Annotated in this window: 13 protein-coding genes; 9 read left to right on the top strand and 4 right to left on the bottom strand. The window is 55.3% G+C overall.

Features of this window, described 5'->3' with window-relative positions:
• Positions 1-193: 193 nt before the first annotated feature.
• Entirely contained in the window at positions 194-1039 is an 846-nt protein-coding gene (locus HNR64_RS05260) for an AAA family ATPase (protein ID WP_027872620.1), read from the top strand.
• A 3-nt stretch (positions 1040-1042) separates the two neighbouring features.
• Complete coding sequence (locus HNR64_RS05255) at positions 1043-2218, top strand: vWA domain-containing protein (protein WP_027872619.1); 1176 nt, start codon at positions 1043-1045, stop codon at positions 2216-2218.
• A gap of 7 nt (positions 2219-2225) precedes the next feature.
• Here HNR64_RS05255 and HNR64_RS05250 read toward each other — a convergent pair whose 3' ends face one another.
• The gene (locus tag HNR64_RS05250; protein ID WP_204995505.1) at positions 2226-3011 is read right to left on the bottom strand and encodes a TrmH family RNA methyltransferase; all 786 of its coding nucleotides are present in this window, start codon (positions 3009-3011) and stop codon (positions 2226-2228) included.
• Complete coding sequence (locus HNR64_RS05245) at positions 3008-3934, bottom strand: IclR family transcriptional regulator (RefSeq protein ID WP_286694142.1); 927 nt, start codon at positions 3932-3934, stop codon at positions 3008-3010. Before HNR64_RS05245 ends, HNR64_RS05250 begins: the two co-directional genes overlap by 4 nt.
• A gap of 374 nt (positions 3935-4308) precedes the next feature.
• Between HNR64_RS05245 and HNR64_RS05240 the strand changes: the two genes are divergently transcribed.
• Genes HNR64_RS05240 through HNR64_RS05230 form a run of 3 tightly spaced genes read left to right on the top strand, consistent with a single transcriptional unit; the run spans position 4309 to position 6703 of the window.
• Positions 4309-5610, top strand: coding sequence for an ammonium transporter (locus HNR64_RS05240; RefSeq protein ID WP_204995503.1), 1302 nt, complete (start codon positions 4309-4311; stop codon positions 5608-5610).
• A gap of 56 nt (positions 5611-5666) precedes the next feature.
• Complete coding sequence (locus HNR64_RS05235; RefSeq protein ID WP_204995502.1) at positions 5667-5921, top strand: glutaredoxin family protein; 255 nt, start codon at positions 5667-5669, stop codon at positions 5919-5921.
• Entirely contained in the window at positions 5912-6703 is a 792-nt protein-coding gene (locus HNR64_RS05230; protein WP_204995501.1) for an MOSC N-terminal beta barrel domain-containing protein, read from the top strand. Before HNR64_RS05235 ends, HNR64_RS05230 begins: the two co-directional genes overlap by 10 nt.
• Position 6704: 1 nt before the next feature.
• Here HNR64_RS05230 and HNR64_RS05225 read toward each other — a convergent pair whose 3' ends face one another.
• The gene (locus HNR64_RS05225; RefSeq protein ID WP_204995500.1) at positions 6705-8651 is read right to left on the bottom strand and encodes a transglycosylase SLT domain-containing protein; all 1947 of its coding nucleotides are present in this window, start codon (positions 8649-8651) and stop codon (positions 6705-6707) included.
• A 71-nt stretch (positions 8652-8722) separates the two neighbouring features.
• Between HNR64_RS05225 and HNR64_RS05220 the strand changes: the two genes are divergently transcribed.
• Complete coding sequence (locus HNR64_RS05220; protein ID WP_204995499.1) at positions 8723-10615, top strand: ATP-binding cassette domain-containing protein; 1893 nt, start codon at positions 8723-8725, stop codon at positions 10613-10615.
• Here the strand turns inward: HNR64_RS05220 and HNR64_RS05215 are convergent.
• Positions 10612-11043 (bottom strand): universal stress protein, encoded by a 432-nt coding sequence (locus HNR64_RS05215; protein WP_027872610.1) that lies wholly within the window; start codon positions 11041-11043, stop codon positions 10612-10614. The two genes, HNR64_RS05220 and HNR64_RS05215, sit on opposite strands and share 4 nt — an antisense overlap.
• Positions 11044-11136: 93 nt before the next feature.
• Here HNR64_RS05215 and HNR64_RS05210 point away from each other — a divergent pair, with 93 nt between their 5' ends.
• From HNR64_RS05210 to topA, 3 genes are all read left to right on the top strand, one after another.
• Positions 11137-11589 (top strand): hypothetical protein, encoded by a 453-nt coding sequence (locus HNR64_RS05210; RefSeq protein WP_204995498.1) that lies wholly within the window; start codon positions 11137-11139, stop codon positions 11587-11589.
• 9 nt (positions 11590-11598) lie between these two features.
• Positions 11599-11838: a DUF1653 domain-containing protein gene (locus HNR64_RS05205; RefSeq protein WP_204995497.1), complete on the top strand. Its 240-nt coding sequence runs from the start codon at positions 11599-11601 to the stop codon at positions 11836-11838.
• Between the two features lie 116 nt (positions 11839-11954).
• Complete coding sequence (gene topA / locus HNR64_RS05200) at positions 11955-14627, top strand: type I DNA topoisomerase (RefSeq protein WP_204995496.1); 2673 nt, start codon at positions 11955-11957, stop codon at positions 14625-14627.
• Positions 14628-14630 lie beyond the last annotated feature (3 nt).

Genomic DNA, 14630 nt, shown 5'->3' with positions numbered 1-14630 from the left:
TCCTTGATCCTGGCAGTGTAATGTCACGGCAAATTGTCCTGACTCGATACTATAGCTGGCCGCTGCGACGCTTGCCGTAAGTCGAGCAGCCAAGTAGGCTTCGCGTTGACTATTAGATAGTGTGGCGCCAGCGCCGCCCAGTGTAATGATCGTCCGGCAATAATAAAACCGGGCGCCCGAGTAGGACGAGTTGATGAAATTTACTGGTACTGATTCTTACGTATCCACCGAAGAGCTGAGCATGGCGGTAAACGCCGCCGTTACCCTGCAACGCCCGCTGCTGATCAAAGGCGAGCCCGGAACGGGTAAAACCCTGCTTGCCGAGCAAGTAGCGGCGGCAATGGGTAAAAAATTGATCCAGTGGCATATCAAATCCACCACAAAGGCTCAGCAGGGCTTGTATGAGTACGATGCGGTGTCGCGTTTGCGTGACTCGCAACTGGGCGATGACAAAGTGCACGACATTGCCAACTACATCAAGCGCGGCAAACTCTGGGAAGCGTTTGCCGCCGATGAGCAGGTGGTGCTGCTGATCGATGAAATCGACAAGGCAGACATCGAGTTCCCGAATGACCTGCTGGTCGAACTGGACCGCATGGAGTTCTTTGTATACGAAACGGGTGAAACCGTTCGCGCGAAGCACCGTCCCATTATCATTATCACCAGCAACAACGAGAAAGAGCTGCCAGATGCCTTCCTGCGCCGTTGTTTCTTCCATTTTATTAATTTTCCCGATCGCGAAACGATGGAGAAAATCGTGGAGGTTCATTATCCCGATATCTCCAAAACCCTCGTTCAGGAAGCACTAGAAGTCTTCTTCGATGTTCGCAAGATTCCGGGTCTGAAGAAAAAGCCCTCAACGTCAGAATTGATTGACTGGTTGAAGCTGCTGATGGCCGATGACATCCCCGAAGAAATTCTTAAAAATCGCGATGCGAGCAAGGCTATCCCGCCGCTCTATGGTGCATTGCTGAAGAACGAGCAAGACGTTCACCTGCTTGAACGGCTGGCCTTTATGCATCGTCGCGAGAGCCGCTAGTCTATGTTGGTTCAGTTTTTCTTTGGCCTGCGAAATGCTGGTGTTCCGGCGAGTATTCGTGAACTACTCGACTTGATGGCCGGCCTTGAGGCGCGGCTCGCCTTCATGGACGTCGACGAGTTCTATCAGCTCGCTCGCGTCTGTATGGTGAAGGATGAGAAATATTACGACCGCTTTGATAAGGCGTTTGCGCGTTACTTCAATGACCTATCGAGCCTTGACGACGTGATTGAGGCGCTGATTCCCGATGACTGGTTGCGTACAGAGTTTTTGAAGCAGCTCAGCGAGGAAGAAAAGGCAAAAATTGAGTCTTTGGGTGGCCTCGATAAGCTCATTGAGGAATTTAAAAAGCGGTTAGAAGAGCAGAAAGAACGCCACGAGGGCGGTAACAAGTGGATCGGCACCGGCGGTACCTCACCGTTTGGCCACAGTGGTTATCACCCCGAGGGCATACGAATCGGTGGTGAAAGCAAAAACAAGAAAGCCGTAAAGGTCTGGGAGCGCCGCGACTTTCGCGACCTGGATGACTCGGTTGAGCTTGGTACGCGTAATATCAAGATCGCGCTACGCCGGTTGCGCAAGTTTGCCCGCAGCGGTGCGGCCGACGAGCTGGATATCGACGACACGATATCGTCGACGGCCCGCAATGCCGGTCTGCTGGACCTGAAGATGGTGCCGGAGCGCCATAACGCCGTTAAAGTGCTGTTGTTCTTTGATGTGGGCGGCTCTATGGACCCGCATATTCGCGTTTGCGAGGAGCTGTTTTCCGCCGCGCGCAGCGAGTTTAAGCACATGGAGTATTTCTACTTCCATAACTTTCTGTATGAGTCGGTGTGGGACAGCAATGTGCGTCGTCACAGTGAGCGAATACAGCTGCTCGACGTGATGCACAAATACAGCGCGGACTACAAAATTATCTTTGTCGGCGACGCGTCAATGTCGCCCTACGAGATCGTGCAGCCAGGCGGCAGTGTCGAGCACTGGAACGACGAAGCCGGGGAGCTGTGGATGCGGCGCCTGCGCGAGACCTTTGACAAAGTGGTATGGCTAAACCCCGTGCCGCCCGAAGATTGGAGTTGGACACAGTCCATTGGCATGGTTGAGCAGATCATGGAAGGGCAGATGTACCCCATGACTCTGGGCGGCCTCGAAGAGGCGATGGCCTACCTGGCCAAGTAGCGCCGCGCTATGCGCCCGCCCTGTTATGGCTAAAGGCCAACAGGGCGGCGGTTACCGCGACATTGAGTGACTCCACACCATTGGCCATCGGTATTTGCAGTGCGCAGTCGCTCAGTGCCTGTGTGGCCGACGACACCCCCTCAGTTTCATTCCCCAATACATAGACTCGGCTAGTGTCAGACTGGCTTTCGAAGAGCGATTGCTCGGCGTGGGAAGAGAGGCAGGCGATCTCCACCCCAGCTTTTTGGAGGCGCTGCAGTTCGGGCTGAAGTGTGTCGCAGTGAAAAATAGGGCAGTTGAACAGGGCTCCGGCGCTGGCTTTGATCACCAGCGGTGACAGCGCGGCGCAGCCCTTTTTGGGCAGTATTAAACCATCGATACCACTTGCCGCCACCGAACGAATAATCATGCCCAGGTTTTGAGGGTTGTTAACGCCATCGAGCGCGATATAGATACGCCGAGTAGTGGTGTCGCGACTTGCCGGTATATCGCTACAGGGCCGATACGCCTTCAGCTGCAGGTCCGCAGCAACCCCCTGGTCTTGTTTGCCATTTTTCGATATCCGCGATAGGGCACGGCGCTCGTGCCAGGCGACCTCAATCCCTTCGCGCTCCGCCGCGTCTACGATTTCTTTGACGATGCCGTCGCGCCGATTGCTGTCCGCCAAGTGCAGTTTATAAATGCGAACTTGTGGGTTTTGTAGCGCCTCGAGCACCGGCTTACGGCCGTAAATAGTGAGCAGCTGTTGGAAAAATTGCTTTTTCTTGAGGTATTGCTGGCGATCTTCGGTCATGCGGTCGGTGGATCCTGGTCAGGCTGGGGGTAGCTCAAGGTTGCGGTGGCGGCTTCGCTGATTTCTTTAGCCGCGAGTTTTAGGCGGTCGGCGATGGCAAGGATATCCTGCGCTGACACGGGGCGGCGAATACTGCCCGCTGAAATCACCAGTTCCGGCTCTTCACCACTGGCGAAGATAGGCACAGCAATATTGGCGACCTGGTACTGGCGGCCCTCTTCAATACGGTCAAGGTGGTAGTGGCTGCGGCACAGTGACTCCCGGTAGTGCTGCACATGCTCAGCGACTTCCTCAAGGCTCCAGTTTTCTTTCGGTTTGGCTAATTCCCGCTCCAGCGCGGCCTCTGCCTCGCTAATCAAGGTCACCTCAAAACCGCGAGCACGTATGCCAATAACGGAAATTCGCAGTCGTTTATCTAGGTTTTCATCCCACTCGGGCAGATGTGCCTGAGCGCTATCTAACCACTGTTGCAACTTGTTCGGTGACGACCAGGCGATAAAAGCGGCCCCTAATGGCGCGGCATTGGGCAGACGCAGGCCTTGGTGGAAAGGAAATTCCAGGCGCTCTGGAATGCCGTAATTAGTGAGCAGCACGAGCTGGTCGCCGCTTCGTCCCATCAGGCCACAGCCCAGCTGCAGCTCTTTACTGAGCGCCTCCAGTCGCGGGCGAGCCACTTCAAGCACGGGAAACTGGGCAAAGGCTGACATGCCAGCGGCGGCGATGCTTGGCCCCAAGCGATAGGCTTTACTGCGACTGTCCTGGGCGAGAAAGCCGTAGCGGGCCATGGTACTCAATATGGCGTGGCAGGTGGCCTTGTTCAGGCCCAGTATGCGCGTCAGCTCGGTTAAGCCGTAGGCTTTGCTGGGGTGGCTCATAAACAAGTCCAAAATCGCTAAGACTCTGGCAGTTGGTTTGGAAAACACACTGTTCTCCCTTGTTATCGTTGTTGGCGGCCTATTCTACGTTATCTGGGCTTGAATGCCTCGACCTATCACGCGCTACGTCACTGAAAACGAATTTGCAAGAAAATGGTGCGCTCGCCCCATTTTGGGCATGGATATTGCTTTTAAGCGGGGCAGCGGTCTCTTTCGGTGGTGATTAACGGCGCGGGCAACACTGCGCAGTCGCCGCCGAAAATTGATAACTATTTGAAATTAAATGAAAAATATCTTTCTGGTGAGGGAGGGCTAATTCGATGTCATTGCGAATTAGCGTCAACATGCACCTTAACGGTGCTGCTTCGCTGGATTGTGCTTATAAATAGTGCGCTTTGTTGCGCAAGTTTGGAGAAAAGTAAATGAAAATTCCTGTCGTTCGGGCGGCTCTGCCCATTTTTGTTGCATTGGCAGCATTGCTGCCGCAAAGCAGTCTCGCTGCAGAAGCCGATGGCGCGAATACGGCGTGGATTTTAACGTCCACGGCGTTGGTTCTCTTCATGACCTTACCCGGGCTGGCCCTGTTCTACGGCGGTCTTGTGCGCAGTAAGAACATCCTCAGTGTGCTGATGCAGTGCTTTAGTATCACCTGTGTGGCCTCGCTGTTGTGGTTTGCCGTGGCCTACAGCATGGCGTTCTCTGATGGCAACGACTTTGTCGGCGGTCTCAGCCGTGTTCTTCTGGCCGGAGTAGGGGAAGACAGCTTGGTGGGAGATATCCCCGAGACGGTGTTCGTAATGTTCCAAATGACATTCGCCATTATTACGCCGGCACTCATCGTGGGCGGTTTTGCTGAGCGTATTCGCTTTTCTGCCGTGATGCTGTTTTCGGCACTGTGGCTGCTGGCCGTTTACGCGCCCATTACCCACTGGGTATGGGGTGGTGGCTGGCTCGGCCAAATGGGGCTGCTCGACTTTGCCGGGGGCACGGTTGTGCACATTACCGCCGGCGTGGCCGCGCTGGTAGCGGCGATGGTAATGGGGCCGCGTAATGGCTTTGGCAATGTTGCTTTACCGCCCCACAACTTAACGATGACATTCACCGGCGCGGGAATGCTCTGGGTGGGTTGGTTTGGCTTCAACGCCGGTAGCGCGCTGGCGGCCAATGGCGACGCCGGTATGGCAATGCTGGTGACACACCTGTCAGCGGCAACCGGCTGCCTTACCTGGTCACTGGTCGAATGGTGGCGTTACGGTAAACCCAGTGCGCTGGGCGCTGTGACCGGTATGGTGGCCGGGCTTGGTACCATCACACCAGCATCGGGGTATGTGGGTCCGGCGGGCGCGGTGGTGATTGGTTTGAGCGCAGGCGTTATTTGTTTCTATTGCACGCTGTGGATCAAGCAAGTGTTGAAAATTGATGACTCACTGGATGTATTCCCCGTGCACGGTGTTGGCGGTATTCTCGGTACCTTCCTCGCCGGTATTTTTGCCAGCAGTGAGCTGGGGGTTTTCAGTGGTCAAGGCTTGGCCGAGGGCGTGACAATTGTTGAGCAGCTGAAAGTGCAGCTTATTGGTATCGGGTCGACCTGTGCCTATACCGCGGTAGTGAGTTTTGCGCTGTTTAAACTGGTTGATAAGTTGATTGGCCTGCGCGTTACCGCTGATGAGGAATCGGAAGGTTTGGACATTACTGGCCACAACGAGGTCGGATACGACTTATAATGGCCTAACACCTGACCTGGAGCCTGGCAGTTGCCGGGCTTTTTTTTGGACCAAGTATGCGTGAATTAACTCTGTATGGCACCTCGGCGTGCCACTTGTGTGAGCAAGCTGAAGCCCTGCTGGCTAACTTGCTTGCCAGCCATCCGCAGTGGCAAATAGAAGTGGTGGATATCGCTGAGAGTGATGCCCTGATTGCCGATTATGGGGAGCGTATCCCGGTATTAGGCGATGGCGACAGGGAGTTGCAGTGGCCGTTTGATAGCGCTGCCGTTGTGACCTTTGTCAGTGAGGGGGAGGCGTTGTGCAAGTAAGTGGATTGTGGCGCTATCCGGTAAAATCGTTGGCCGGAGAGTCCCTTTCGACGCTTGATGTCAGTGATTGGGGGCCGCATGGCGATCGGCGCTGGATGGTTGTTGACCACCGTGGCCAATTCCTTAGTCAAAGGCAGTTGCCGCAGATGTGCCGACTGCATGCAAGGCAAATCGATGGCGGCATTATCCTGGAAGACTTGAGCAGCGGCGACTCTCTGCCGGTGGTGAAACCCACTGGCAGTCATCACATGGCTGTTGTTGTTTGGCAGGACCGCTGCTCGGCCGCGGACGGTGGTGATGAAGCTGCCCAGTGGTTGTCCCGCCGGCTCGGGGTGGAGGTACGACTGTGCTATATGGCCGATGATTTTCACCGGCAGGTCGATACCGCTTATGCTCAGCGCGGTGACAGAGTCAGCTTTGCCGACGGTTTTCCTTTTTTGCTGTGCCTGCAGCAGAGTGTTGATGCCTTATCTGAAGGCTATGGTAAGCCACTGGCGATGGCGCGTTTTCGGCCCAACCTCGTTGTTGACGGCGCGCCACCCTTTGCGGAAAGGCAGTGGCAGCAATTACGTATCGGCGATGTTATTTTCGATGTAGTCAAGCCCTGCACCCGCTGCGCGATTCCGACCATTGATCCGCAGACAGGCGAACGTGAAAAGGCTGTTTTTTCGCTGTTGCGTGAGCACTGCAGCGAGGGAAAAAATATCATTTTTGGGCAGAATGTGATTCAGCGTGGCCAAGGGCGGATAACCCTTGGCGACGATGTTGAGGTGCTGGCTTAGCTCAGGGCGTTTGAAGCTCCTCGAAGGGACTGATCCGCCGCTCATGCTGAGCCAGAATAGGTTTGCTCAGCTGCAGCTTTTTGCCGTACACCACACTGAAGGCCATCACATTCTTGATGTACTCACGGGTCTCGCCGTAGGGTAAATTCTCTATCCAGATATCTGCCGGCATATTGCTGTCTTGGCGCATCAATACTCTTTCCACCCTTGACGGGCCAGCGTTGTATGCGGCGGTGGCGAGAATGCGATTGCCGTTGAAGCGCTTGAGTAGCTGGCCCAAGTAAAAGCCGCCCATTTCGATATTGGTGTCGGGTTCCAGTAACTCCTTACCACGGGGGACGGGGCGCCCCATTTGTCGTGCAAGGGTGCGAGCGGTGCCGGGCATCAGCTGCATCAAACCGCGGGCACCAACGGGAGAGCGGGCATCACTGGCAAAGGCGCTTTCTTGTCGGGCGATCGCGTATATCCATTTCAAGTCGATATTTTCTTTCTCGGCGATACGCGCAAAGACTGTCTGGTAGGGAGTGGGAAAGCGCAGAGACAAATCGTCCCATTGCCCCGCTTGAATAGCGGTGGCGATGGCCTGGTGAGACCACTGCCAATCCAAAGCTAGTTGCGCGGCCGCGATTTGTTCTGCGGTGTTTAAGCTTCGCATTGCCTGGCGCCACTCAAGTCGGGCTGTGGTTGTTGCGCCGTGCCAGTACAGCTCGCGCGCGCGTAGAATCGCGCTGTGTTGTTGTACTTCGCTCACCAAGCTGGGGTCGAGGTTGCGTTGGTGGCCCAAGCGATATTCCTGATTCAATAAATCGGCCGCCATAAAACTGTAGTAGCCGCGATCAGTCGCCATGGCCCTAAGCCGCGTCTCTGCTTCGGGTGTGAATCGCTGGTTTTTTTCAATGTCGGCACGTGCCCACCAGTACTGCCAGTCTGGCTGCTGGCGCAGTTTGGCGGGCAACAGGGCAATGTAGTGGTGTACTGCCTCCCAGTCGCCATCTTTTAATGCGAGCCTCACGCGCCACTCGGTGAGGTAGGGGTCTTCAAAGGCGGGGTCATTGGCGTTAATCCAATCCCGGGCGTATTCCGCGTCGCTGGCGATAATTTGCCGGGCGAAGGCGTCACGCAGCGCGTAGTTTTGCTGGCTACTGAAAGACAATTCCCGCTCTAGTTGGTGCCAGAGCGTATTTGCACGCTCGAAATCGCTTTTCGCCAAGCGGCGCAAGGTAAGCAATGCCAGCTGGCGGTTCTCGTCGTTGGCCGACAACTCGAAGCCACGGGTATAAAGCAGGCTGGGCTGCTTAAGCAGCGCGAGCGCATCATCGCTGCCCGGTACGTTTTTAAGTAAATAGATCGCTAGATTGTGCTGTCCGGCGGCAATTGCCAAGCGCGCTCGTTGGCGGCGTTGTTGGTGGCGTTCCTGTGGTGCTAAGCGGCTTAGCCACTGATCTAATACGCCGTCGCAACGCGTGGGCAGCGAGTGTCCGGTATGCCATAGTTTTTGCGTTTCTTTGTCCGCTAAGGCGTTATCGCCGGTATGTCGGAGGGCGCTAATATAGGCGCAGCGCAGGCTGCTGATAGGCTTTTTGCGGTAGTAACGTATAAATTGCGGCCAGTCGCCCGCGCGACGCAGCTGGTGTAGCCAGGCAATGTGAATACGGCTGCCAACGACCGTGTTACGGTATTGTTGTAGGTAGTAGTCGATGGTGCCGCTGGCAACGTCGCCAATCTGTGCTTTTAACAACTCCAGTTCAACGTAGGGGAGCAGCGGGTAGTTGGCGAGTGCGGGAAGGTGGCGCTCGGCCTGTTCGCTGCGACCGCGGCTGATTTCATCCATGGCTTCACGATATACTTGCCGCTGCTCGTTCAACTGGGCATTATCCGCCCAGCATGATGCAGCGCCAATTGAAACAAGCAGCGCGAAGAGTCGCGTGCCAATCGTCTTGTTTATCATCCTTGTGCACCTGCTTTTCCGGCCAGCGATATGGCGCGGCAGTTAACCTTAATACCCATGGAAACCACTATATGCCTTTAATTCGCGGCACTCAATTGCAACACAGCATTGGCCAGCAGACGGTGTTGGATAACACTGATATCCAGCTGGATGATGGTGATCGCGTCTGTTTGCTTGGGCGCAATGGTTGCGGAAAGTCGACATTATTGCGCATGGTTGAGGGTGGCCTTCAGCCGGATGCGGGTGAGTTTTGGCGCCAGCCAGGGCTGGTCATTGCGCGAATGGAGCAAAACCTGGACTTCGCGTCGGCAGATGACTGTGTTTTTGACGTCGTTGCAGGTGGCCTTTCCGAACTCGGTGATCTGTTGAAGGGCTATCACAGTCTGACGCACGGCGAAATGAATGATGCCTCGTTAAAAGCGTTGGAGCGTCTACAGCGTCAAATTGAAGCGGCGGATGGTTGGCGTTTTCAGCAGCGTATCGAGTCGACCCTGAGCCGCCTGGAGCTAGACCCTGAAGCCCCGATCTCATCCCTGTCCGGTGGGTGGTTGCGTCGCGTATCGCTGGCGAGGGCGCTCGTCGCAGAGCCCGATGTATTGCTGCTGGACGAGCCGACTAATCACCTCGATGTTGAGGGCATTCTGTGGCTAGAGCAATGCGTTAAAAGCTTTGGTGGCTGCGTGCTTTTCGTCACCCACGACCGTGCACTGATTGAGTCACTGGCTAACCGAATTATCGAGCTGGACCGGGGGCAACTGAAAAATTACGACGGCACTTACAGTCAGTACCTGCAGCGGCGCGAGCACGAGCTAGAGGTCGAGGCTGAGCACAATGCGTTGTTTGACAAACGTCTGGCCCAGGAAGAAGTCTGGATTCGCCAGGGTATAAAAGCGCGGCGCACGCGCAATGAAGGGCGGGTCAGGGCGCTTGAGCAAATGCGTAGGGAGCGCGCCCAGCGCCGTGAGCAGCAGGGTACTGCGCGCCTGAACGTCAACGAAGGGACAAAAACCGGCAAGATTGTTGCCGAGCTGACCGATGTTTGTTTTAGTGTGCCCGGCCGCGACTTGGTGAAAAACTTTAACCTGTTGCTGAATCGCGGCGACAAGCTGGCTTTGATTGGGCCGAACGGCGCGGGTAAAACGACGCTGCTTAGGTTGATACTGGGGGAATTGGCTCCTCAGAGCGGCGAGGTCAAGCAGGGGAGCAATCTGCAAGTCGCCTATTTTGATCAATTGCGCGACCGCTTAGACCCCAACGAGCGTGTGGTAGATATCGTCGGCCAGGGGCGAGAATCGGTTTCGATCAATGGCAGCGAACGGCACATCATGTCGTATTTGGGTGATTTTCTGTTCACACCTGAGCGCGCTCGCAGCCATTTTGGTGTGCTGTCAGGGGGTGAGCGCGCACGCGTGCAGCTGGCATGCCTGTTTACGCAGCCGGCAAATGTGCTGGTGATGGACGAGCCGACCAACGATCTCGATATGGAGACCCTCGAGCTGCTGGAGAGCTTACTCGTTGACTTTAAAGGAACCGTGCTACTGGTCAGCCACGATCGGTCTTTTGTCGACAGCGTCGCCAGCAGCTGTCTGCTGTTCGAAGGTAACGGCAATATCAGTGAGCACATTGGCGGGTATAGCGAAGTGGCCGCCTACCAGGCGCGCAGGGCGGTGGTAGCGCCTGAAAAACCAAAAGGCGAGAAGAAAGCGACGGCTGCGCCGGCCAAAAAAGCAGCACGTAAGAAGTTAAGTTATAAAGATCAGCGCGAGCTCGACAATTTACCTGACAAGATTGACGACCTGGAGAGTCAGCTGCAGCAGTTGAGCGACCAGAGCGCCAGTGCTGAGTTCTATCAGCAGGACGCGCAAAAGGTTAACGATACGCTGGCGCGCTTAGCGGCGCTCCAAGAGGAACTGGATAGCTGTATGGAGCGCTGGATGGAATTGTCTGAGGCGGCGGGAGACTAACCCACTCGCACAGACAAAACGTCGCACTTGGCGCCGTGTAACACCGCGTTTGCTGTGGAGCCAAGTAACAGGGCGAGCCCTTTGCGGCCGTGGCTGCCCACGACAATTAGGTCGCAGTCTAGCTCTTCGCTGAGTTGGTGGATGTGGGCCTCCGGGCGGCCAGTAAGCAGGTGACAGTTGTCGGTTTGAATGCCGTATTGGTCGGCATAGCGCTTAAGACTGTTTTCCGCTTGTTGTTGCAGCTCTTCCTGTATCCCTGAGAAGTCCATGGGGATATCGCCGCCGTAGGCCAGGCTCAGGGGTTCAACGACGTGTAGAAGATGCAATTCCGCTTGATGCTGGCGGGCCATGGCTGCCGCGCGTTGCAATACCGGAATCGCCTCATCCGATAGGTCGATCGCCGTCAATATCCGTTGGTAGTTGGCCATGGTTTCTCCTTGCGCTGTACTTGCGGTGAGTCTATACGACATTTTATAGCACGGGTTGTACGACCAGTGTGCAATGATTTATTAAGGATAACCATGTTCTGGATCATCGCGGCGGCGGTTTTAGCATTTATGTTGGCGCCGATATTGTGGATCATTCCCAGCCCGCGCCAGCGCTTGCAGGCGGCGCTTCGCGATCGGGCGAGGGCGCTGGGTGTTACCGTGCAGATCACTCAGCTGCCGCAAACCCGTCGCCAAAAAGTGCGCAAGGAAGAAACCGTCAACGGGCTATGCTATGCCATGACCCTGCCAAAAGCCCGCGCCAGCGAGCGCTGGCGATATTGGCCCGATGGCGCCGAAGACGATGTGCCCGGTCCGCCTGCTGCGGTGCAAGATCGCATTGCCGGCCTGCGTGACCGGCTGCCGAAAGACACCATAGTGATCGAGGCCAGTGGCCGAATGGTAAAAGTGTTTTGGCGCGAGGCGAACGCGGATATCGCGGCAGTTGAAAATTTGGCTGATATCCTCAATACACTAGTATCAGATTAAGGTTGGAGTATGTCGCAAAAGACACAGGTAGAGCTTGGTCGTTATCGGCACTATAAAGGTGGTGAGTACCAGGTCTACGGCGTAGCGCGTCACAGTGAATCCGAAGAGCTGCTGGTGGTATATCGCCCCTTGTACGGGCAGTCAGAACTATGGGTTCGGCCTGTTGATATGTTTCTCGAGCATGTTGATATCGACGGTACCTCAACGCCCCGTTTTGCGCTGATTGAGCAAAATAAGGAAGCCATTTAGGGGCGATGTCGGGTTGGCATTATTGTGACCAGCCTTGACCACCGAGGATTGAACACTTATATATGTCGCCTCGCCACTGGCGCGTCATCTAATCGCATTTTGCAGATAAGGGTAATATGGGTAAATCTCTGGTAATCGTGGAGTCGCCGGCCAAAGCTAAGACGATCAACAAATATCTGGGGTCAGATTTTGTTGTTAAGTCCAGTGTGGGCCATATCCGGGACCTACCCACTAGCGGCAGCAGCAAGGCCGGGGCAGATCCGAAGGAGCGCGCCAAGGCCGCCGCGCTAACGCGCAAAATGTCGCCGGAAGAGAAAGCGCGCCACAAAAAGAAAAAGGCGCGTGAGCAGTTGGTGGCGAGAATGGGCGTTGACCCGGAAAAAGGCTGGAAGGCGCGCTATGAAATACTGCCCGGCAAAGAAAAAGTCGTCAGCGACCTGAAAAAGCTGGCCGCCGATGCCGACACCATCTATCTCGCGACCGACCTTGACCGCGAAGGGGAGGCGATAGCCTGGCATTTACGCGAGGCGATTGGTGGCGACGACTCGCGCTACAAGCGCGTCGTTTTCAACGAAATTACCAAAAAGGCGATTCAAGAAGCCTTTTCCGCTCCCACCGAGCTCGATATCAACAGGGTTAATGCCCAGCAGGCGCGTCGCTTTCTCGATCGCGTTGTTGGTTATATGGTTTCGCCACTGTTGTGGGCAAAGATTGCACGAGGCTTGAGTGCAGGCCGAGTTCAGTCGGTAGCCGTGCGCCTGATAGTTGAGCGTGAGAAGGAAATCCGCGCTTTCGTGCCAGAGGAATACTGGCAAATCCATACGAACAATCGCGCTGCGGCAGGGCCGCTGCGTCTGGAAGTCAAAAAGCAGGGGGCGAACAACTTCCGGCCCAATAACAAAGAGTCAGCAATGGCGGCGGTCACCGCACTTGAAGCCGCAAGCTTTGAAGTCGCTGGCCGCGAAGACAAGCCGACGCGGAGCAAGCCTGGCGCGCCGTTTATTACGTCTACGCTGCAACAAGCGGCGAGTACGCGCTTGGGGTTTGGCGTTAAGAAAACCATGATGCTGGCGCAGCGCCTCTACGAGGCGGGTTATATCACCTATATGCGTACTGACTCGACCAATTTGAGTAATGATGCTGTGGAAGCCTGCCGAGGCTACATTGAGCAGAATTTTTCCACGCGTTACCTGCCTGAGCAGCCCCAACGCTACTCAAGCAAAGACGGTGCTCAGGAGGCTCACGAGGCGATTCGCCCCTCCGATGTCAATGTCGAGCCGACCCAATTGTCCGGCATGGAGCGAGATGCGGAGCGTCTTTACACCTTGATCTGGCGGCAGTTTGTTGCCTGCCAAATGGTGCCTGCTGAGTTCACCAGCACGTCTATCACGGTCAAAGCGGGGGAGTTTGAGCTGCGTACTCGCGGGCGTGTGATGCGCTTTGATGGGTTTATGAAGGTTCAGCCGCCGGCTGCGAGCAAAAAAGACGACGATCAGGAACTTCCCGATGTAAAAGTCGGAGATCACCTTGAGTTGCTTGAGGTTGATCCCAGCCAACACTTCACCAAGCCTGCGCCGCGTTACAGCGAGGCAGCGTTGGTAAAAGAGCTTGAAAAGCGCGGCATCGGCAGGCCATCGACCTATGCGTCCATTATTTCGACGATCCAGGACCGCGGTTACGTAAAAGTTGAAAATAGACGCTTCTACGCCGAAAAAATGGGCGATATTGTCACCGATCGTCTAGTCGAGAGTTTCAGCAATCTTCTCGACTACAGCTTCACCGCGCGGATGGAAGAGTCCTTAGATAGCGTTGCTTCTGGTGACAAAAACTGGACGGCGCTGCTGGATGAGTTTTACAGCAATTTTAGGGCGACCCTCGAAAAAGCGGAGGGCAGTGACGATGGGATGCGCAGCAACCAGCCCACCGAAACGGATATTCCCTGTCCGAAGTGCGGACGTAATATGCAAATCCGCACGGCCAGCACCGGTGTCTTTTTAGGGTGCTCGGGTTATGCCTTGCCGCCCAAAGAGCGTTGTAAGCAAACCATCAATCTGGTTCCCGGTGAGGAATTTATTAGTATTGATGCGGAAGACGAAGAGGCAGAGTCTCGGGTCTTGCGCAGTATGCACCGTTGCAAGCTGTGCAACACGGCAATGGAGAGTTACCTGATCGACGAAAGTCGCAAATTGCACATTTGTGGCAATAACCCCGATTGCAGCGGCTATGAGATTGAGCAGGGCGCCTTTAAGGTTAAAGGCTATGACGGCCCAATTATCGAATGTGATAAGTGTGGTGCCGACATGCAGCTGAAAACGGGGCGCTTCGGCAAGTATTTCGGTTGCACGAGCGAGAGCTGCAAAAACACACGCAAATTACTGCGTAACGGTGAAGCGGCACCGCCGAAAATGGACCCGGTTCCTATGCCGGAGTTGCAGTGTGAAAAAGTCGATGACCACTACGTACTCCGCGACGGTGCCTCCGGACTGTTCCTGGCTGCCAGTGGCTTCCCCAAAAACCGTGAAACCCGGGCACCCAAGGTGAAAGAGATTCTGCCTCACCAGGCAGAGATCGATCCTAAATACGCTTTCTTGTTTTCTGCGCCAGCGCAAGACAACGAGGGGCGAGATACTGTTATTCGCTACAGCCGTAAGACCAAGGAGCAGTATGTGCAGTCTGAGGTTGACGGCAAACCCAGTGGTTGGTCCGCCTTTTATGAAGGCGGTAAATGGGTGGCGCATGTAAAGCAGAAAAAAGCGGCTAAAAAATCGCCAGTGAAGAAAGCGAAGTAGGGC

Source organism: Spongiibacter marinus (assembly GCF_016906995.1).
Taxonomy (GTDB): Bacteria; Pseudomonadota; Gammaproteobacteria; order Pseudomonadales; family Spongiibacteraceae; genus Spongiibacter; species Spongiibacter marinus.
Note: the sequence above shows the minus strand (reverse complement) of the source record. Positions and strands in the feature narration are given on the sequence as shown.